The sequence below is a fragment of the Tardiphaga robiniae genome (genome assembly GCF_001618955.1).
In the GTDB taxonomy this organism is placed as follows: domain Bacteria; phylum Pseudomonadota; class Alphaproteobacteria; order Rhizobiales; family Xanthobacteraceae; genus Tardiphaga; species Tardiphaga robiniae_A.
Genome location: NZ_LVYV01000055.1, coordinates 39,290 through 58,657, shown reverse-complemented (window position 1 = coordinate 58,657; position 19,368 = coordinate 39,290). Strand labels below are relative to the sequence as shown.

Genomic DNA, 19,368 nt, shown 5'->3' with positions numbered 1-19,368 from the left:
CCCTGCATGGAAACCCGCCAAGCCATGTCGCATCGGCGGTTTTCGTGAGGAGGCTCACGTGATTGTGTGCTGCAACATGAAGACCCCCCGCGATTCCCCTGATCTCCATTTCCCCGAAATCATGAACATCTTCAAAGCCGTGTCGCTGAAGATTGCCAGCACCATGGCGTTTGCCATGATGGGCGCGCAGGGTCGCTATCTCGGCAGCGAAGTGCCGCTCGGCGAGATCGTGTTTGCGCGCGGGTTGTTTGCGTTGATCCCGATCGTGCTGTTCTTCGGCTGGCGCGGTCAGTTGCGCGGGGCGCTGCGCACCAACCGCGTCTCCGCGCATCTGGTGCGCGGTTCGTTCAGCGTGATCGGGACGTTCTGCACCTTCGGCGCTCTGGCGCGGCTGCCGATCGCGGATGTCACCGCCATCGCCTTCATCGCGCCGCTGATCACCGTGGTGTTCGCCGCCATCTTCCTGAAAGAGCAGGTCCATGCCTATCGCTGGTCGGCGGTGGCGATCGGTTTTTCCGGCGTGATCCTGATGCTGTCGCCGTATTTCCACGACCACGCGGCGCTGACCACGTCGATGATCATCGGTCTGTCGCTGGCGCTGCTCAATGCCTTCTCGTCGGGCGGTGCGACCATCCAGATCCGCCGGCTGACCGCAACGGAGTCCTCATCCGCGATCGTCATCTTCATGACGCTGATCGTGATGGCGGCATCGTTGCTCACGGCGCCATTCGGCTGGCGCTGGCCGACGGATTTCGAACTGGCGCTGCTGGTCGGCATCGGCATTTCCGGCGGCCTTGGCCAGATGCTGTTCACCGAGAGCTATCGCTACGCGCCGGCGTCCTTCTTGGCGCCGTTCGACTACACCGCGATGTTGTGGGCCTTCCTGCTCGGCTTCTGGATGTTCGGCGAGGTGCCGACGCCCTATGTGGTCGGCGGCGCGGTGATCGTCGCGGGCGCAGGCATCTTCGTCATTCTGCGCGAGCGCCATCTCGGCCTGAAGCGCCTGCGTGACACACCGATGTCGCCGATTTCTACCATGGCCGATGACGAAGCTGATCCGGACGCGCCCATCGCTGTCCGCGCAAAGTCGCGCTGATTTTTCGGTCAATTTTGTTGCAATGCACACTGCGCTTTGCTGGCAAGTTGCGACATTTCGATTTTAGAACGCGCACAAATCACGGGGCCTTGCTCCTGCCACGCGGCTGGATTTATATGCATTTGCTGCTTTCACGCGGCATCCCGTGCATGACGGGCTCATGAGGCGAAATGACCGCGCAAGGGTGCTTGCCGGACGTGTCGTTCCTTCCCAGATAGACCCGGCTGCACAGAATTTTCTGACGACAGACGTTCCCGAAATCAAAGAGGTTACCAATGGTCAACCGCCTGCAATTCTACATCGATGGCGCCTGGGTCGATCCCGTCGTCAAGAAGACCACCCCTGTCGTGAATCCGGCGACTGAAGATGCGATGTACGACATTGCGCTGGGCTCCAAGGCCGATGTCGACAAGGCTGTCGCCGCTGCCAAGCGCGCTTTCGAGACGTTCTCCCAGACCACCCGTGAAGAGCGCATCGCGCTGCTCGAAAAGATCATCGCGGTCTACAAGACCCGTATGTCGGATATCGGCGCGTCGGTCTCCGACGAAATGGGCGCTCCGCTGCCGATGGCCGAGAAGCTGCAGGCCGGTGCCGGCCTCGGTCACCTCGTCGCCACGCTCGACGTGCTGAAGACCTACAAGTTCGACGAGGCGCATAACGCGGCCATGATCACCAAGGAGCCGATTGGCGTCGTCGGTATGATCACCCCGTGGAATTGGCCGCTGAACCAGATCGCCTGCAAGGTCGCACCCGCGCTCGCCGCCGGCTGCACCATGCTGCTGAAGCCGTCGGAATACACCCCGACCTCGGCCTTGATCTTCGCGGAAATCCTCCATGAAGCCGGCGTGCCGAAGGGCGTGTTCAACCTCGTCAACGGTCTCGGCCCGGATGTCGGCGTCGCCATGAGCGAACATCCCGATATCGACATGATTTCCTTCACCGGTTCGACCCGCGCCGGCATCGACGTTGCCAAGCGCGCCGCGAACACCGTGAAGCGCGTCAGCCAGGAGCTCGGTGGCAAGTCGCCGAACGTGATCCTGGATGGCGCCGACTTCGTGAAGGCCGTCACCGGCGGTGTCGCGCACATGTTCAACAACTCTGGACAGTCGTGTAACGCACCGTCGCGCATGATCGTGCCGCAGGCGAAGATGAAGGAAATCGCCGCCATCGCCAAGGCGCAGGCCGACAAGACCAAGGCCGGCGATCCGCGCGCTGATGGCACTGTCATCGGTCCGGTGGTCAATCGCGGCCAGTGGGACAAGATCCAGGGCCTGATCCAGAAGGGCATCGAGGAAGGCGCCACGCTGGTCGCCGGTGGCCCCGGCCTGCCGGAAGGAGTCAACAAGGGCTTCTATGTGCGTCCGACGATCTTCGCTGACGTCACCGAGAACATGACCATCGCGCGCGAGGAAATCTTCGGGCCGGTGCTCGTGATCATGGGGTCCAAGGACGAAGCCGATGCGCTCCGCATCGCCAATGACACGCCCTATGGCCTCGCTGGCTACGTCTCGGCTGACACGGTCGAGAACGCCCGCAAGTTCGGCCGTCGCATCCGCGCGGGCAACGTCAACCTGCAGGGCGCTCCGAACGACCGCACCGCGCCGTTCGGCGGCTACAAGCAGTCCGGCAACGGCCGGGAATGGGGCAAGCACGGTCTCGAGGACTTCCTCGAGGTCAAGGCGATCGCCGGCTACACCGCAGCGTAAGCTGAACAACTAACAAAGCGCCGGCGCGGAGAAATCCACGCCGGCGTTTTTGTTTCTTGCGCTTGGCTACACGATGAGAAGGTCGCGCTCGCTAACTTCCGAGTGCGCCCTGCGTGTTCACATAGACTGCATAGATCGACTGGCTCGATGCCATGAACAGCCGGTTGCGTTTCACGCCGCCGAAACAGACATTAGCGCAGCGCTCGGGCAACGCGATACGGCCGATCTGTTCGCCATCGGGGGCGAAGATGAAGACGCCGTCGAGCTCCGGCTTGCCCATGCCCCAGCCGCACCACAGATTGCCGTCGATATCGCAGCGCATGCCGTCGGGCGTGCCCGGGCCCGCATCGATCAGTACGCGCTTGTTCTTCAGCGTCTTGCCGTCGGCGGCAACGTCGTAGGCGAGAATCTTGCGGCTCGGCACGCCGCGGGATTCCACGACATAGAGCAGCTTTTCATCCGGCGAAAAACACAGTCCGTTCGGGCCGAGCACATCATCGGCGACGATGGTGGACGTCAACGTATCGCCGTCGATGCGATAGATGTTCTGTCCGATTTCGGACGGCGCCATGTTGCCCTCATAGTCGCTCATCAGACCGAATGGCGGGTCGGTGAACCAGATCGATCCGTCGGATTTCACGACGACATCGTTCGGCGAGTTCAGTTTCTTGCCTTCGAAATTATCCATCAGCACCGTGATGGAACCGTCATATTCGGTGCGGGTGATGCGGCGGCCGTGTTCGCAGGTGATCAACCGTCCATGGCGATCCCGCGTGTTGCCATTGCCGTAATTCGACGGCTTGCGGAAATCGCTGATCGCGCCGGTTTCCTCTTCCCATTTGATAATGCGGTTGTTGGGAATGTCGGAGCACAACAGATATCGCCCGTCGCCGAACCACACCGGCCCTTCGGCCCAGCGCATGCCGGTGGCGATGCGTTCAATGGCGCCGAGCTTGATCCAGTATTTTTCGAAGCGGGGATCGAGGGCGTGAATGGCGGGATCGGGATAATAGGTCGCCGGCTGCCAGCCGCGCGATGATGTGTCGGACATTGGCGTCTCGTTCTCTGTCGTTTCCTCGGATGCGTTTGCTAACATCGGCGAGGGTAGGCGGCAAGCAATGCCGCACTGCCTTGCCGTCGCGCCCGCACCGCGCCATACTTGTCTGACAACTGACAACATTGCGAGGGACGGAATGAAGATCTTGATGACAGGCGCATCTGGCGGAATCGGCACGCGCTTGCGGGAATTGCTGCCGCCGATCTATCCGGACCTCGTGCTGAGCGATCTCACGCCGCCGCCGAATCTCAAGCCAAACGAAAACTTCAAGCAGGCTGATCTTGCCGATCTCGCCGCCGTCGAGGCGATCTGCGAGGGCGTCGATGGCATCCTGCATTTCGGCGGTTTCTCGGTGGAGGGGCCATGGGACACCATCCTGCAGGCCAATATCATTGGCGGTTACAATCTGTTCGAGGCTGCACGCAAGAAGGGCGTCAAGCGCATCATCTTCGCGTCGTCGAACCACGCGGTCGGCTTCTATCCACGTCACAGCAAGATCCCGCCCGATGTCACGGCGCGGCCGGACAGCCGCTACGGCGTCAGCAAGGTGTTCGGCGAGGCGGTGGGCTCGCTCTATGCCGACAAATACGGGCTGTCAGTAACGTGTCTGCGGATCGGCAATTTCGGCGACAGGCCGCTTGATCAACGTCGGCTGTCGATTTGGCTCAAGCCGGAGGATCTGGTGCAGCTCTGCCAGATCGGGCTCGAACATCCCGCCATCCATTTCGAGGTGCTGTATGGCGCCTCCTATAACGAGCGCGCCTGGTGGGATAACTCCCGCGCCTATGAGTTCGGCTATCGCCCGGTCGGCAAAGCCGAGGATCATCGCGAACACGCAATGGCGGAACAGGCCAGGATGAAACCCGATCCGGTCGGCGATTTCTATCAGGGCGGCGCATTTTGCAGTGCCGAATTCGCCGGTGATTTCAGCAAGGTGTGGGAGCCGAAATAGGGGCCCAGCCAGTCCGTCCCGCACATTGACAAGAATTTTGGCGGCTTCATAAGAAGCATTCAAAACAAGCTTGGAATGGGAACGCGACATGGCCGACGGATTGCGCAAGGGGCTGACCAGTTACGGCGATGCCGGGTTCTCGCTGTTCTTGCGCAAGGCCTTCATCAAGGCCATGGGTTATTCCGATGATGCGCTGGACCGGCCCATCGTCGGGATCACCAACACCCATAGCGATTACAATCCCTGCCACGGCAATTCACCTCAGATCATCGAGGCGGTGAAACGCGGCGTGATGCTGGCCGGCGCGCTGCCGATGGTGTTTCCGACCATCTCGATCGGCGAAAGCTTCGCGCATCCGACCTCGATGTATCTGCGCAATCTGATGGCGATGGATACCGAGGAGATGATCAAGGCGCAGCCGATGGATGCAGTGGTGGCGATTGGCGGCTGCGACAAGACGCTGCCGGCGCAGATCATGGCGGCACTGTCGGTCGACCTGCCCACCGTGGTGATCCCGGTCGGCCCGATGGTGGTCGGCCATCACAAGGGCGAGGTGCTCGGCGCCTGCACTGATTGTCGGCGCATGTGGGGCAAGTTCCGCGCCGGTGAGATCGACCAGCAGGAGATCGATGACGTGAACGCGCGCCTCGCGCCGTCGGTTGGCACCTGCATGGTGATGGGCACGGCCTCCACCATGGCCTGCATCACCGAGGCCATGGGCCTGTCGCTGCCGATGAGCGCGACGATTCCCGCGCCGCATGCGGAGCGCTTTCGTTCGGCCGAAGCCAGCGGCAAGGTTGCCGCGACGCTCGCCAAGAACAAGGGGCCGAAGCCGAGCGAATTCCTCACGCCGGGCTCGTTCCGCAATGCGCAGGTCGTGCTGCAGGCGATCGGCGGCTCCACCAACGGACTGATCCATCTCACGGCTATGGCCAACCGCACGCCGAACCGGATCGATCTCGCCGCTTTCGACGAGCTCGGCCGCGATGTACCGGTGCTGGTCGATCTGAAGCCATCGGGCGATCACTATATGGAGCACTTCCATCATGCCGGCGGCGTGCCCAAGCTGATGGCTCAGCTCGGCGATCTCATCGATCTCGACGCTAAATCTGTCACCGGCGAGACGCTACGCGAGATCGTCGCCAAGGCCGAGGACGTGCCGGGCCAGGACGTGATCCGCTCGAAGGACAATCCGATCAAGCGCGAAGGCGGGCTGGCGATCCTGCACGGTAATCTGGCGCCGCGCAGCGCTGTCATCAAACATTCCGCCGCGTCGCCGAAGCTGATGCAGCACACCGGCCGTGCCGTGGTGTTCGAATCCGTCGAGGACATGACCAACCGCGTCGACGATCCCGATCTCGATGTGACTGCGGATGACGTGCTGGTGCTGCGCAATGCCGGTCCCAAGGGCGCACCGGGCATGCCGGAGGCGGGCTATCTGCCAATCCCGATGAAGCTGGCGCGTGCCGGCGTGAAGGACATGGTCCGCATTTCCGACGCGCGCATGAGCGGCACAGCCTTCGGCACCATCGTGCTGCACATCACGCCGGAGAGTGCGGTGGGTGGTCCGCTGGCGCTTGTGAAGAATGGCGACATGATCCGGCTCGATGTCGCGAAGCGGTCGATCGATCTGCTGATCGACGAGGCGGAGTTTGCCAAGCGCCAGGCCGCGTTGCCACCGGCGACCACGCCCGATTGGGCCAAGCGCGGCTATGCGCATCTGTTCCACACCACGATCCTGCAGGCCGATGACGGCTGCGACTTCGATTTCATGACGGAGAAGGGAAAGGGCTGAGGCTAGCCGATCGCGTCGGACACTTCTTGCGCCGTCGGCATCGATGGCCCGGCACCCATCCGCTGCACGCAAAGCGACGCAGCAACATTGGCATAGCCAATGGCGCTCTGCAGTGAATGTCCATCCGCAAGCCGCGCCGCTATAGCGCCGACGAAGCAGTCGCCGGCACCGGTGGTGTCAATCGCCTTCACGAGGCGGGCGGTTTCGAGATGAACCTCTCCATCCACGAGCGCGATCACGCCACGCCTTCCCAGCGTGACGCAGATGTTCGGCCGGTGATCAGTCTGTAGTGTCGAAGCGGCATCCACAAATCGTGCATCGGGATCGGTGTCGTGCAGTTCGAGACCTGCGAGCAGGCTGAGTTCGCTTTCGTTGACGATCAGAATGTCGACCAGAGCCATCAGCTCACGGTCGATCGGCATCGCCGGTGCCGGATTGAGAATCGTTATTGCCCCGGCCGCGCGAGCCCGTGCAAAGAAAGCCGTGACGGCCGGCAGCGGAATCTCGAACTGGCTGACGGCAACATCGCCCTGCCGGATTACGGACGCGCTGACATCGGTCGCGCTTACCAGCGCATTGGCGCCGGGAATGACAATGATAGTGTTGTCGGCCTGCGCGACGGTGATGACGGCCGTCCCGGTGCCTGCGTCGGCGATCTCGCGCACGTGAGCGAGATCGACGCCCTGCATGGAGAGAAATGCCCTGGTGTCACGTCCGAAGGCATCCGCGCCGGTGCGTCCGATCAGCATGGTCGCTGCACCCAGCTTCGCCGCGGCAACGGCCTGATTGGCGCCCTTGCCACCGGGAAAATATAACACCTCGCGGCCTGCCACGGTTTCGCCGATCGCCGGATGGCGGTCTGCTGTCGCGACCACGTCCATATTGATGCTGCCGGCGACGACAACCTGGCCCATGGTGCTCACACCTATGCCTGATACTCCTCACGCACCGCCGCAATATCCGACAATGTCGGCAGTCCCGCTTCGTTGCCCAGCCGCTGAATCTTGAACGTCGATGCAGCCCGCGCGAATTTGAAATGCTCGGTCCAGCTATCGCCGGGATTGGCAAGATACGAATAGACGTAAGCGCCGTGGAACACGTCACCGGCGCCGTTGGTGTCGATTACCTTCTCACGTGGGATCGGCAGCGCGGGCAGCGTATGTACCGTGCCGGATTCATCATACCAGAGCAGGCCTTTTTCGCCGAGCGTGACGCCGCCGACGCGGCAGCCGCGGGTCTTGAGATAGTCGAGCATCTTCTCCGGCGTCAGATCCATCTGCTCGCACAGACGTTCGGCGACGATGGCGACGTCGATGAACTCAAGCAGCTCGTGGGTATTGGTGCGCAAGCCGCCGCCGTCGAGCGAGGTGAGGATGCCGGCCTCGCGGCAGAGCTTCGCGTAGTGGATCGCGGCATCGGGCTGATGGCCGTCGATATGCAGCGCGCGACAGGCGCCGAGATTGAGCAGCGGGAAGGGATGGATGTGCTCGTCGTCGCGGCAGCGGACGATGGCGCGCTTGCCGTCTTTCGGCATGATGAAGGACAGCGATGAACTCGCCACTTTGCGCGGATGAATCTCGATGGCGTATTTCGCCGACATGTCCATGAACATGCGGCCGAGCCAGTCATTGGCCACGGTGGCGATCAGATCCGGGACGATGCCCAGCTTGGCGCAGCAGAAGGCGGCGGTGACCGCATTGCCGCCGAACGACACGGCATAGTCGGAGGCGACATGTTTCTCGTCGCCGGTCGGCATATGGTCGGTAATGAACGTGACGTCGATATAGGTCTGTCCGATAAAGAGTGCCTTCATGAATCCGTCCGTCTCGCCTGAGGGATGGCTGCACCCGTCCGGAGACGGCGCGTCCGTCAGCTTAACAGCGGTTGCGACGAGGTCACCACCGAAATTGTGCGATGCCGCAGGATGCCGCAGCCGGGCGGACTCGGTTTTCAGCATTGCGGCTCGAAAACTGGCATAGTTCGATCACAACAACGCCACGAAGACGGGAGGGATGCGATGATCATCGGGCTGGATCACGTCGTCATTTTGCTGGAGGACCTGGAGGCAGGGATCGCCACCTATCAGACCCTGTTTGCCCGTGCGCCCGCCTGGCGCAGTACCAGCGACGGTGCGGCCATGGCGATCTTCACGGTGGCCAATATGTCGGTCGAGCTGATGGCGCCTGTCGGTCACGGCCCGGCCGCCGATCGCATCAGGGCTGTGCTGCCAGAACAGGGGGCGACGCTGGCCAGCATCTGTTTCCGGACTGGCGATATCGCGAAGATGCATCGCCGGCTCGATCGCCTGGCGTTGAAGCCTGATCCCATCGCCGAGGTGGAGAGCAGGGATACCGAGACCGGCGCCACGCTCTCCTGGAAGCGCACGCGTGCGGCCACCGATGCGACACGCGGTGTCCGGCAATTCTTTCTCGAACTGTCCGACGAGCGCCCGATGTCGCCCGTGGTGGGCGATGTGCCGTTCCTTGGCCTCGACCATATCGTGGTCGCCACGCAGGACCCGGAACGAGCCGCGGCACTCTATGGTGCGCGACTGGGCCTCGACATGGCACTGGATCGCTCCAATCCGGATTGGGGCCATCTGATGTTCTTCCGCTGCGGCGATCTGATCGTCGAGGTCGTGCACCGCCCCGACGACAAGGCCGACAAGAATCGCGACAAGCTCTGGGGCATGACCTGGCGCGTTGCCGACGTCGGTGCCGTGCGCGAGCGTTTGCTCGCCGCGCATGTCAACGTGTCGGAGGTGCGTAACGGCCGCAAGCCGGGCACCCGCGTCGTCAGCCTGCGCGACGGCACCTGTGGAATCCCGACGCTGCTGATCGAACGGACGGGGAAGGATTGAAGAAGAGCGAGGTACCACTCTCGGTGTAGTCGCCGCCTAGCACGCCGAAGGCGTGCGCGGGGCGGGGACGACCGAAAGAGTTTACCCCCGCCACAACACTGAACAGCCCTGCCACAGCAGCACCAGTGAGATCACCAGCAGCAGCGCATAGGCAATGTTGTAGAACAGGTTGGTGGGCGTATGTTTCACCAGCCAGATGCCCATGAAGTTTGCGATGATGGCCATCGGCAGCAGTGCCAGCGATGTCGCGAAATTGCCGGCGTGGAATTGGCCGAGCGCGAAGTAGGGCACGATCTTCAGCGCATTGACTACGGCGAAGAAGATCGTCGTGGTGCCGACCAGCACCAGCTTCGGCAGCCGCTGCGGCAGCACATAGACCTGGAACGGTGGACCGCCCGCCTGGGTCATGAAGGATGTGAAGCCCGACACGGCGCCCCAGAATACGCCGCCGGCCGGACCCATGCGCGTTGGTTCGATCCGGGCGCGCTTACGCCAGACATCGATCACGAAGATGAGGCCAATCAAACCGACGGTGATGCGCACGGCATTGTCGGAAATATAAGAGGCAAGCAGCCACGCCAGCGTCATGCCGGCGACGGCGCCCGGCAGCATGATCTTCAGATTCGATGCGTCCCATTCGCGGCGATAGACATAGATCGAGATCAGGTCCTGCGTGATCAGCACCGGCAGCAGCAAGGCGGCCGCTTCCAGCGGTGGCAGATACAGCGCCAGCAGCGGCGTGGCGGCAATGCCGACGCCGGAAAAGCCGCCTTTGGAGAGGCCAAGGAAAATCACCGCCGGAATGGCGACGGCATAGAAGAACGGGTCTGTGATGATGGCAGGCACAAGCAGGTCCGGTTGGGGCAGGGCAGTGATAGCGACGGCACCCGCAAAAGGCGATGCCCGTTTGCGCATATGGCCCGGAAGATGCTTTGTTCTCAAGCGGGCAAACGCATGCTACACGCGATAGACGTGCGGCTGTTGCGTAGTTCCGCTGAGCGACGGGATCCGGGTTTGGCAAAAACAACTAAAAAAGCGCCGAAGAAAGCATTGAAGTGGCAGCGTGACCCGGAAGGGATGCGTCTGCGCATTCTCGAGGCTGCCAAGAAGGAATTCGCGAGCAAGGGCCTCGCCGGCGCACGCGTCGATCGCATCGCCGCACAGGCCGGCGCCAACAAACGCATGCTCTACTATCACGTCGGCAACAAGGATGCGCTCTATCTTGCGGTACTCGAAGGTGCCTATGAGCAGATCCGCGCCGAAGAACGCACGCTCGATCTCGAACATCTCGATCCGCCCGAGGCCATCGAAAGCCTGATCGCCTTCACCTGGAACTATTTTATCCGCAACCCGGAATTTCTCGCGCTGCTCAACACCGAGAATCTGGAGCGCGCGAAGCACATCAAGCGCTCCACAAAGGTGAAGTCGATGCATTCGCCCTTCGTGGAGATGATCCGCACAGTGGTGTTGCGCGGCGTCGCGTCAGGCGATTTCAAGGTCGCGATGGACCCGGTGCAGCTCTATATTTCCATCGCTGCACTGAGCTTTTTCTATATCGGCAACAACGCCACGCTCAGCGTGATTTTCGGCAGGGATCTCCTCGCGAAAGAGGCGAGGGACGAGCGGCTGGCGCATATGGTGGCGCTGGTTCTGGCAGCGCTCACCGGCCGATCCGTGGCCGAATTCCAGCTGCCGCCAACGACGGTTGTCCACACGCCGGCCCATCAGAGCGCCTGAAATCATTGCATAATTTCGGCTAGTTAAACGCCCAATTGACAATGGCGAAGCCATGCGCTGTATTTATCCAACGAGTTAAATGCGACCGCGAAGCCGGCATCTGGGAGACGAGACGCGTGAGTGAGAAGAAAGCACCCGGCAGTGTATCGAAGCTGCTGAACGCCTCATGGCTGCGCCCGTTCCTGTTGCTGGTGATGATCGTTGTCGGCTGGGACCTGGCGATCCGCATCTTCAACATTCCCGCCTATCAGATCCCTGCGCCCGGCGATGTCGTGAAGGTGCTTTACACCGATTGGCCCGAGCTGCTCTCGCAGTCGTGGCCAACGACTTACGCCACGCTGCTCGGCTTTCTCGCCTCGGCCGTGTTCGGCATTCCCATTGCCATGCTGATCGCCGGCTCCAGGACCGTCGAAAGCTATGTCTATCCGTTGCTGGTGTTCTCGCAGTCGATTCCCAAAGTCGCCATCGCGCCCTTGTTCGTGGTGTGGTTCGGCTTCGGCATCGTGCCGAAGATCATCGCCGCCTTCCTGCTCGGTTTCTTTCCAGTTGTCGTGTCGGCAGTGCAGGGCTTCAAGTCGGTCGATCCCGATATGGTCGATCTCGCCCGCGCCATGAAGGGCAGCAGACTGCGCGTGTTCTGCGCGGTGAACCTGCCGCACGCGCTGCCGGCGATCTTCTCCGGTCTCAAGGTGTCCGTCACGCTCGCCGTCGTCGGCGCGGTGGTCGGTGAATTCGTCGGCTCCAATTCCGGCATCGGTTATGTGCTGCAGCGCTCGATCGGCACCTTCGATCTGCCGACGATGTTTGCGGCTCTCGTGATCCTCGCGCTGCTCGGCGTCATTCTGTTCTGGCTGGTCGATCGCATCGAACGTTTTGCGATTCCCTGGCACGTCAGTCAGCGCGCGGATGTCTTCATCGGGTCCTGATCGGGGACGCGCAATTTCCAAACAAGCGGTCCGGCGAAACGGGCCGCGATCACCTGCTTCAATGGGAGGCTAAAAATGCTGAAATGGGTTACTGCTGTTTCGACTATCGCGATCACTGCCACGCTCGCACTCGCCACGCCGGCGGCTGCTGCCGACAAGGTGACGCTGATGCTCAACTGGTATGTCTATGGTGAGCATTCGCCGTTCTATTACGGCAAGGCCAAGGGCATCTATGAAGCCGAAGGCATCGATCTCGACATTCAGGAAGGCCGCGGTTCGGCTGCCACCGTGCAGGCTGTCGCCGCCAAGAGCGTGAACTTCGGCTATGTCGACGTTCCCACCATGATGCGCGCAGCCGTGAAGGGTGCCCCCGTGATCGCCACCGGCGTGCTGCTGCAGACCTCGGCCATGTCGGTGATGGGCTTCGCCGACAAGAACATCAAGAAGCCGGACGACATCAAGGGCAAGACCGTGGCAATCACGCCGGCGGATTCCATGACCCAGATCTGGCCGCTGTTCCTTAAGAAGGCCGGCCTCAAGGAATCCGATTTCAAGACCGTCGCCGGCGACGGCCAGACCAAGCTCAACGCCGTCATCAACGGCCAGGCTGACCTGTTGCTCGGCTACGTCATGGACCAGTCCATGAAGATCAAGGATGCCACCGGCAAGGATGTGTATCCGATCAAGTTCGCCGATTACGGCATTCACCTCGTGTCGTCGGGTATCATCACCAATACCGACTATGCCAAGGCCAATCCGGATCTCGTGAAGCGGTTCATGTCGGCCACCACCAAGGCCGTCGAAGCTGCGTCGAAGGAGCCGAAGGCTGCCGCGCAGGCGATCCTCGATGCCAACCCGAAGGGCGGCAAGATCGAAACCCTGACCCAGGGCTTCGAACTCACCATCCCGCTCTACACCACGCCGGAAACCAAGGGTAAGCGCCCGTTCCAGGTCACCGATCAGAACATGAAGGAATCGGTAGAGCTGATGGTCGAATACGGCGGTCTGGAAGCCAAGGCCAAGGAAAATCCGAAGGCCTTCTACACCAACGAATATCTGCCGAAGTAACCGGCCCGGTTATCTCGACTGAACTGACGAAATCAACAGGACCAGCCGTAATGACTGCAGCGATGAGGACCATGAGCGTCGATCAACCGAGTGCGCATCTTCGCGTCGTATCCGAGCAGTCCACACCATCGAAGGCGTCGGGGATCAATCTCTCCGGCGTCTCCAAGACCTATGGGACCGGCGACGGCCAAGTGCAGTCGCTGCGTCCCCTGGACTTCCACATCAATGACGGCGAGTTCTTTGTCGTGGTCGGTCCATCCGGCTGCGGCAAGTCCACACTGCTCAAACTGATCTCGGGCCTTCTCGCGCCGACATCCGGTGAAATCCACGTCGACGGTAACAAGGTCACCGAGCCCCATGGCGATGTCGGCATTGTGTTCCAGAACGCGCTGCTGCTGCCGTGGCGGAACATCATCAATAACGTGTTGATGCCGATCGATATGAAGAACCTGCCGCGCGCGCAGTATATGGACCGCGCCAAGCAGCTGCTGAAAATGGTCGGCCTCGAAGGCTTCGAGAAGAAGCTGCCGTGGCAGCTCTCCGGCGGTATGCAACAGCGCGCCTCGATCTGCCGCGCGCTCGTGCACGATCCCAAGATCATGATGATGGATGAGCCGTTCGGCGCGCTCGACGCCATGACGCGCGAGAAGATGAATGTCGAGCTGTCGCGCATCCAGCGCACCACCGGCAAGACGATTCTTTTGATCACCCATTCGATTCCGGAAGCGGTGTTCCTCGCCGACAAGGTGCTGGTCATGACCGAGCGCCCCGGCGGCATTGCCGCGATCTATGACGTGCCGCTCGGCCGCGAGCGCACGCTCGATGCGATGTCGAACCCGATCTTCACCGATCTGGTCGCGCGCATTCGCAAGCACTTCATGACCAACAGCACGCTGGACTAAGGCCCATGTCCATGTCGGCACGGATCGCCTTGCGAGACATTACGCTGTTCGAGCGCCACGTCGCGTTCGTGCGGCCGTTTCGCTTTGGCGCTGTGACGGTCAGTGCAGCGCCGCAGGCTTTCGTGCGGGTCGAGCTTGAGGTCGAAGGCAAGGGCGTGTTCGTCGGCGCCTCAGCCGAGCTGATGGTGCCGAAGTGGTTCGACAAGCGGCCGCATCTGGCCATCGATGATACGGTGAACGAACTTCGGCAGTCACTCGCAATCGCCAGTGATCTTTACCGCGCGCAATCGGGCTTCATCTCGGCCTTCGGTCTGCATGCCGCCTGCATGGGCGACCAGATGACGGCCTGCGCCGAACTGGACATTCCACCGCTGGCTGCAAGCTTCGGTCCGGCGGAAATCGACAAGGCTGTGCTCGACGCACTGCTGCGTGGTCTCAATCTGAATTTCTTCGACGGCATGAGCGCCAATGTTGCTGGTCTCACGGCGCGTCTTGCTCCCGATCTCGGCGCCGACGACATCGCGACGTTCCTGGCCAGCCGTCACCGGCTTGAGCGCGTCGCGCTGCGCCACACCGTTGGCCTCGACGACGCCATCGAAGGTGAGGGCGGCGTCGCTGACCCCCGTGAGAATAGCGGCGCACGATACTTCAAGCTCAAGATGAACGGCGATCCTGCGGCAGACGCCGCACGTTTGACCCGGATCGGCAACGCGCTGACGACGCTGCCTTACGATTATCAGGTGACGCTCGACGCCAACGAGCAATATGCCGATCTCAACGCGCTCACCGCGCTGGTCGATCGCCTCGACAATGACAGCGCACTGGCGCCGATTGCATCCAAGCTACTTTACATCGAACAGCCGATGCCGCGCGACATCACGCGCGAGTCGCCGCTCGGCAATTTGTCGTCGCGCAATTTCATCATCGACGAAGCCGACGACAGCTGGGACGCATTCCCCGCCGCCAAGGCGCTGGGCTATCGCGGCATTTCCTCGAAATCCTGCAAGGGCTTCTACAAGTCGATCGCGAATGCGACCCGTGCTGCCGCGTGGAGCGCGCAGGGTGTCGACCATTTCATCACCGGCGAGGATCTCACCTGCCAGGCCGGGCTCGGGGTGCAGCAGGATCTGGCGCTTGGTGCGCTGATTGGCGTCACCCATGCCGAGCGCAACGGCCATCACTACGTCGATGGTTTCGGCACTGCACTAGCGGAGGAGGCCGAGGCATTCCTGAATGCCCATCCCGATCTCTACCGCCGCGATGGCGACATCATCCGTCTGTCGATTCACGACGGCGATCTCCTCACGGGATCGCTGACCTCTGCCGGATTTGCATCCGGCGCACATCCGGACTGGTCGGCGCTGGCGCCGCTCCAGCTCGCTTCATCCGATAGTTCCCAAACTAAAGTCCTCCAGGAGTCCTGACTATGGCTGTCCACCGCCTCGGCATCATCATGAACGGCATCACCGGCCGTATGGGTCTCAACCAGCATCTCGTGCGCTCGATCGTTGCGATCCGTGCGCAGGGCGGCGTGACCCTGAAGAACGGCGACCGCATGATGCCGGATCCGATCCTGGTCGGCCGCAATGCCGAGAAGATCGAAGGCCTCGCCAAGAAGTATGGCATCGAGCGCTGGACCACCGATCTCGACAAGGCGTTCGCCGACAAGAACGACAGCATCTTCTTCGACGCGGCGACGACGCAGGCGCGTCCGGGTCTGCTCAACCGCGCCATCGAGGCGGGCAAGCACATCTATTGCGAGAAGCCGATCGCCACCAATCTCGAAGCCGCCCTCGATGTCATCAAGAAGGCCAACGCCAAGGGCCTCAAGCACGGCACGGTGCAGGACAAGCTGTTCCTGCCCGGCCTGAAGAAGCTGGCGATGCTGCGCGACAGCGGTTTCTTCGGCAAGATGCTCTCGGTGCGCGGCGAGTTCGGCTACTGGGTGTTCGAAGGCGATTGGCAGGAAGCCCAGCGTCCATCCTGGAACTACCGCGCCGAAGATGGCGGCGGCATGATCCTCGACATGGTCTGCCACTGGCGTTACGTGCTCGACAACCTGTTCGGCGAAGTCGAGAGCCTGACCTGCCTGGGCACCACCGATATCCCGGCGCGCTGGGACGAGCAGGGCAAGAAGTACACCGCCACTGCTGACGACTCGGCCTATGCGACCTTCAAGCTGAAGGGCGGCGTCATTGCCCATATGAACATGTCCTGGGCCACGCGCGTCTATCGCGATGACCTCGTGACTTTCCAGGTCGATGGCACCAACGGTTCGGCCGTCGCCGGCCTCACCGAGTGCATGATCCAGGCCCGTCAGGCGACGCCGCGTCCGGTGTGGAATCCCGACGAGAAGCGCACCCACGATTTCTATGCCGACTGGCAGAAAGTTCCGGACAACGCCGTCTATGACAACGGCTTCAAGGAGCAGTGGGAAATGTTCATCCGTCATGTCTGTGAGGACGCGCCGTACAAGTACACGCTGCTCGAAGGTGCCAAGGGCGTGCAGCTTGTCGAATGCGCGCTGGAAAGCTGGAAGGAGCGTCGCTGGATCGACGTTCCCACGCTCAAGGTCTGAGGTTCGTCATGAACAAGCCAGTCATGCCCACGTCCACCGGCTCAACGCTGTCGCTCAAGCTGCCGAAACCCGATCGTTCGATCGAGACCTATCGTCTCGCGGCGTCGCGCACGTTTCCGGCCAAGCTGGAAGGCACGCTGAATCGCATCGCCTTCTCGGCGGCGCATATCGTCGCCGATCCGCTGGCGGAATGCGACCCGTGGCTCAATCAGACCATCGATTGGGATCGCACCATCGCATTTCGTGAACACGTCTGGGATCTCGGTCTAGGGGTCGCAGAAGCGATGGACACCGCGCAGCGCGGCATGGGCATGGACTGGCCGACCTCGCTCGAACTCATCACGCGCTCCGTCGCGGCGGCGAAGCCGCGCGGCGCGCTGGTGTTCTCGGGTGCCGGCACCGATCACCTTGCGGTGGAAGATGCCAGGTCGATCGACGACGTGATCAAGGCCTATGAACAGCAGTTCGAAGCGATCGAGAAGGTCGGCGGCCGCATCATCCTGATGGCGTCGCGTGCACTCGCCAAGCTCGGCAAGAGCACCGAGGATTACGGCCGCGTCTATGACCGCATTCTGTCGCAGTCGGCGCAGCCCGTTATCATCCACTGGCTCGGCGACATGTTCGATCCGGCGCTGGCGAATTACTGGGGCACGCCGAGCCTGGACACCGCGATGGACATCGCGGTCGACGTCATTAACCGCAACGCCGCCAAGGTCGACGGCGTCAAGGTCTCGCTGCTCGATGCGCAGCGCGAGATCGACATGCGTCGTCGCCTTGATCCCAAGGTCAAGATGTATACCGGCGACGACTTCAACTATGCCGAGCTGATCGCCGGCGACGACAAGGGCTTCTCGCATGCGCTGCTCGGCATCTTTGACGCCATTGCGCCGGCGGCATCCTATGCGCTGTCGCGTCTGGCGGCAGGCGACGAGGCCGGCTTCCACGACGTGCTTGGTCCCACGGTGCCGCTGTCGCGTCACATCTTCAAGGCGCCGACGCGGTTCTACAAAACGGGGATCGTATTCATGGCCTATCTCAACGGTCATCAGGATCACTTCACCATGATCGGCGGGCAGGAGAGCACGCGCTCGACCCAGCATCTCGCCGAACTGTTCCGTCTCGCCGACAAGGCAGGCCTGCTCGCCAATCCTGAACTGGCGACGCAGCGCATGAAGGCGATCATGGCCACGCGCGGGATCGAAGCCTGAGATGCGTGATTTCTCGAACGACCATCGCTGGCTGTCGCTGAACACGGCCACCGTCCGCAAGCAGGGTGACTTCGTTGCCATCGCGGAAGCCTGTGCCCGTCACAAGATTCGCGGCGTCAGCCCGTGGCGCGATCAGGTCGCCCATGTCGGTCTCGACAAGGCCGTCAAGGCCGTGAAGGACCATGACCTCGAACTGTCCGGCTATTGCCGCGGCGGCATGTTCGTCTCCGACGAAGCCCATCGCCAGCTGCAGCGCGACGACAACAAGCGCTGCGTCGATGAAGCGGTGGCATTGGGCTCGCCGTGTATCGTGCTCGTGGTCGGCGGGTTGCCGCAATATTCGCGGCCGGGCTCTGCGCCGTCGAAGAACATCATCAATGCGCGCGCGCAGGTCGATGACGGCATCGCCGAGATGATGGAATACGCCAGGCAGGCGAAGATGCCACTGGCGATCGAGCCGCTGCATCCGGCTTACGCCGCCGACCGCGCCTGCGTGAACACCACCGAACAGGCGCTCGACATCTGCGACCGTCTCGATCCCAACCGCACCGGCATGCTCGGCGTCGCCCTCGACGTCTATCACATCTGGTGGGACCCGGAGCTGCATGCCCAGATCGCGCGGGCAGGGCAGGATCGTCTGCTCGCATTTCACGTCTGCGACTGGCTGGTGCCGACCAAGGACATCCTCAACGACCGCGGCATGATGGGCGACGGCGTCATCGACATCCGCAGTGCGCGTACTGCCGTGGAAGCGCAGGGATTTGCCGGTTATTGCGAGATCGAGATCTTCTCGGAGAACTGGTGGAGCAAGTCGATGGACGAGGTGCTGGCCACTTGTATCGAGCGGCACAAGACGGTGGTGTAACAGTCAAACTCGTCATTCCGGGGCGCGCGTCGCCGGCGAAGCCGGCAGAGCACGACCCCGGAAGCCCGACGTGTTTGGCGCGGTTAAAGACTCCCATGTCGGGATTCCCCGCCACTCCAAGTGGAGTGGCTGAGGCTCGGTCCCGTCGCCTTCGGCGCCGGTCCCGCCCCGGAATGACAGTTTGGGACCAAAGCATCCAAAACATTTTTTCCTATTTGACATTGATAATATACCTAGAAGGATTATCCTCCGTCCATCCTGTTCATGAGGGGCGCTTCTAGAGGCGTCTTTAAGTGGAACAAGGATGCGGCGCCTGCGGGCATGAGGGAGACGTTCCCTCGCGCACTCGGGAGGCCCTGGGTAGCCGTCCGGGCCCACTACGGGGCTCTGCCGGAAACGGCTGGACTGGGACAGGCCAAAGCGGGAAACCTGCAGAGGCCACGTCCCAGGAAGCGCGGCCCCAGGGACAGAAATCGCCCATAGCAGTCGCAGACTGCGTAAACTTGTCTGCGGTGTGGCGCGCCGTGAGGCGTTGCGCGGTTGCAGCTTACCGGCGTTCCGGTGGAGCGGATCGCGACAGAAACCACCCTTTGCGCCTTACGGCGCGCCGCCACCCCT

The 19,368-nt window shown here is 62.0% G+C and carries 17 protein-coding genes; 13 read left to right on the top strand and 4 right to left on the bottom strand.

Going from position 1 to position 19,368, the window contains the following annotated elements; translation table 11 throughout:
• Positions 1-76 precede the first annotated feature (76 nt).
• The gene (locus A4A58_RS27100) at positions 77-1,096 is read left to right on the top strand and encodes a DMT family transporter (RefSeq protein WP_244499885.1); all 1,020 of its coding nucleotides are present in this window, start codon (positions 77-79) and stop codon (positions 1,094-1,096) included.
• A gap of 275 nt (positions 1,097-1,371) precedes the next feature.
• Positions 1,372-2,802, top strand: a complete 1,431-nt coding sequence (locus A4A58_RS27095; protein ID WP_068738114.1) for an aldehyde dehydrogenase family protein — start codon at positions 1,372-1,374, stop codon at positions 2,800-2,802.
• A 91-nt stretch (positions 2,803-2,893) separates the two neighbouring features.
• On the opposite strand, the gene A4A58_RS27090 is transcribed toward A4A58_RS27095, so the two are convergent.
• The gene (locus A4A58_RS27090) at positions 2,894-3,853 is read right to left on the bottom strand and encodes an SMP-30/gluconolactonase/LRE family protein (RefSeq protein ID WP_068738112.1); all 960 of its coding nucleotides are present in this window, start codon (positions 3,851-3,853) and stop codon (positions 2,894-2,896) included.
• 142 nt (positions 3,854-3,995) lie between these two features.
• On the opposite strand from A4A58_RS27090, the gene A4A58_RS27085 reads away from it, so the two are divergent.
• Both A4A58_RS27085 and A4A58_RS27080 read left to right on the top strand, forming a co-directional pair.
• Positions 3,996-4,811 carry an NAD-dependent epimerase/dehydratase family protein gene (locus A4A58_RS27085; protein ID WP_068738110.1) on the top strand — a complete coding sequence of 272 codons (816 nt, stop codon included), beginning with the start codon at positions 3,996-3,998 and terminating at the stop codon, positions 4,809-4,811.
• Positions 4,812-4,899: 88 nt separating this feature from the next.
• Complete coding sequence (locus A4A58_RS27080; protein WP_068738479.1) at positions 4,900-6,606, top strand: IlvD/Edd family dehydratase; 1,707 nt, start codon at positions 4,900-4,902, stop codon at positions 6,604-6,606.
• Between the two features lie 2 nt (positions 6,607-6,608).
• Here the strand turns inward: A4A58_RS27080 and A4A58_RS27075 are convergent, their stop codons facing one another.
• The gene (locus tag A4A58_RS27075; protein WP_068738481.1) at positions 6,609-7,520 is read right to left on the bottom strand and encodes a ribokinase; all 912 of its coding nucleotides are present in this window, start codon (positions 7,518-7,520) and stop codon (positions 6,609-6,611) included.
• Between the two features lie 11 nt (positions 7,521-7,531).
• On the bottom strand, positions 7,532-8,419 hold the full coding sequence (locus tag A4A58_RS27070) for a sugar kinase (protein WP_068738477.1): 888 nt from the start codon (positions 8,417-8,419) through the stop codon (positions 7,532-7,534).
• Positions 8,420-8,623: 204 nt separating this feature from the next.
• Between A4A58_RS27070 and A4A58_RS27065 the strand changes: the two genes are divergently transcribed.
• Positions 8,624-9,466, top strand: coding sequence for a VOC family protein (locus tag A4A58_RS27065; protein ID WP_068738109.1), 843 nt, complete (start codon positions 8,624-8,626; stop codon positions 9,464-9,466).
• A gap of 81 nt (positions 9,467-9,547) precedes the next feature.
• Here A4A58_RS27065 and A4A58_RS27060 read toward each other — a convergent pair whose 3' ends face one another.
• The gene (locus tag A4A58_RS27060) at positions 9,548-10,312 is read right to left on the bottom strand and encodes a sulfite exporter TauE/SafE family protein (protein ID WP_068738475.1); all 765 of its coding nucleotides are present in this window, start codon (positions 10,310-10,312) and stop codon (positions 9,548-9,550) included.
• A 231-nt stretch (positions 10,313-10,543) separates the two neighbouring features.
• Here A4A58_RS27060 and A4A58_RS27055 point away from each other — a divergent pair, with 231 nt between their 5' ends.
• The 8 genes from A4A58_RS27055 (at position 10,544) to A4A58_RS27020 (ending at position 18,750) form a co-directional block, all read left to right on the top strand.
• On the top strand, positions 10,544-11,203 hold the full coding sequence (locus A4A58_RS27055; protein WP_068738107.1) for a TetR/AcrR family transcriptional regulator: 660 nt from the start codon (positions 10,544-10,546) through the stop codon (positions 11,201-11,203).
• Between the two features lie 194 nt (positions 11,204-11,397).
• Complete coding sequence (locus A4A58_RS27050) at positions 11,398-12,129, top strand: ABC transporter permease (RefSeq protein WP_433993659.1); 732 nt, start codon at positions 11,398-11,400, stop codon at positions 12,127-12,129.
• Positions 12,130-12,204: 75 nt separating this feature from the next.
• The gene (locus A4A58_RS27045) at positions 12,205-13,197 is read left to right on the top strand and encodes an ABC transporter substrate-binding protein (protein WP_068738103.1); all 993 of its coding nucleotides are present in this window, start codon (positions 12,205-12,207) and stop codon (positions 13,195-13,197) included.
• Between the two features lie 50 nt (positions 13,198-13,247).
• The gene (locus A4A58_RS27040) at positions 13,248-14,099 is read left to right on the top strand and encodes an ABC transporter ATP-binding protein (protein ID WP_068738101.1); all 852 of its coding nucleotides are present in this window, start codon (positions 13,248-13,250) and stop codon (positions 14,097-14,099) included.
• 11 nt (positions 14,100-14,110) lie between these two features.
• Positions 14,111-15,523 (top strand): hypothetical protein, encoded by a 1,413-nt coding sequence (locus A4A58_RS27035; RefSeq protein ID WP_068738473.1) that lies wholly within the window; start codon positions 14,111-14,113, stop codon positions 15,521-15,523.
• 2 nt (positions 15,524-15,525) lie between these two features.
• On the top strand, positions 15,526-16,677 hold the full coding sequence (locus A4A58_RS27030) for a Gfo/Idh/MocA family protein (RefSeq protein WP_068738099.1): 1,152 nt from the start codon (positions 15,526-15,528) through the stop codon (positions 16,675-16,677).
• Positions 16,678-16,685: 8 nt separating this feature from the next.
• Positions 16,686-17,885, top strand: a complete 1,200-nt coding sequence (locus A4A58_RS27025; protein WP_068738097.1) for a dihydrodipicolinate synthase family protein — start codon at positions 16,686-16,688, stop codon at positions 17,883-17,885.
• A 1-nt stretch (position 17,886) separates the two neighbouring features.
• Entirely contained in the window at positions 17,887-18,750 is an 864-nt protein-coding gene (locus tag A4A58_RS27020) for a sugar phosphate isomerase/epimerase family protein (RefSeq protein WP_068738095.1), read from the top strand.
• Positions 18,751-19,368: the final 618 nt, after the last annotated feature.

Coding starts and splice junctions, on each gene's coding strand:
- A4A58_RS27100 (WP_244499885.1), top strand. CDS start 77: ATGAAGACCCCCCGCGATTCCCCTGATCTCCATTTCCCCGAAATCATG.
- A4A58_RS27095 (WP_068738114.1), top strand. CDS start 1,372: ATGGTCAACCGCCTGCAATTCTACATCGATGGCGCCTGGGTCGATCCC.
- A4A58_RS27090 (WP_068738112.1), bottom strand. CDS start 3,853: ATGTCCGACACATCATCGCGCGGCTGGCAGCCGGCGACCTATTATCCC.
- A4A58_RS27085 (WP_068738110.1), top strand. CDS start 3,996: ATGAAGATCTTGATGACAGGCGCATCTGGCGGAATCGGCACGCGCTTG.
- A4A58_RS27080 (WP_068738479.1), top strand. CDS start 4,900: ATGGCCGACGGATTGCGCAAGGGGCTGACCAGTTACGGCGATGCCGGG.
- A4A58_RS27075 (WP_068738481.1), bottom strand. CDS start 7,520: ATGGGCCAGGTTGTCGTCGCCGGCAGCATCAATATGGACGTGGTCGCG.
- A4A58_RS27070 (WP_068738477.1), bottom strand. CDS start 8,419: ATGAAGGCACTCTTTATCGGACAGACCTATATCGACGTCACGTTCATT.
- A4A58_RS27065 (WP_068738109.1), top strand. CDS start 8,624: ATGATCATCGGGCTGGATCACGTCGTCATTTTGCTGGAGGACCTGGAG.
- A4A58_RS27055 (WP_068738107.1), top strand. CDS start 10,544: ATGCGTCTGCGCATTCTCGAGGCTGCCAAGAAGGAATTCGCGAGCAAG.
- A4A58_RS27050 (WP_433993659.1), top strand. CDS start 11,398: ATGATCGTTGTCGGCTGGGACCTGGCGATCCGCATCTTCAACATTCCC.
- A4A58_RS27045 (WP_068738103.1), top strand. CDS start 12,205: ATGCTGAAATGGGTTACTGCTGTTTCGACTATCGCGATCACTGCCACG.
- A4A58_RS27040 (WP_068738101.1), top strand. CDS start 13,248: ATGACTGCAGCGATGAGGACCATGAGCGTCGATCAACCGAGTGCGCAT.
- A4A58_RS27035 (WP_068738473.1), top strand. CDS start 14,111: ATGTCGGCACGGATCGCCTTGCGAGACATTACGCTGTTCGAGCGCCAC.
- A4A58_RS27030 (WP_068738099.1), top strand. CDS start 15,526: ATGGCTGTCCACCGCCTCGGCATCATCATGAACGGCATCACCGGCCGT.
- A4A58_RS27025 (WP_068738097.1), top strand. CDS start 16,686: ATGAACAAGCCAGTCATGCCCACGTCCACCGGCTCAACGCTGTCGCTC.
- A4A58_RS27020 (WP_068738095.1), top strand. CDS start 17,887: ATGCGTGATTTCTCGAACGACCATCGCTGGCTGTCGCTGAACACGGCC.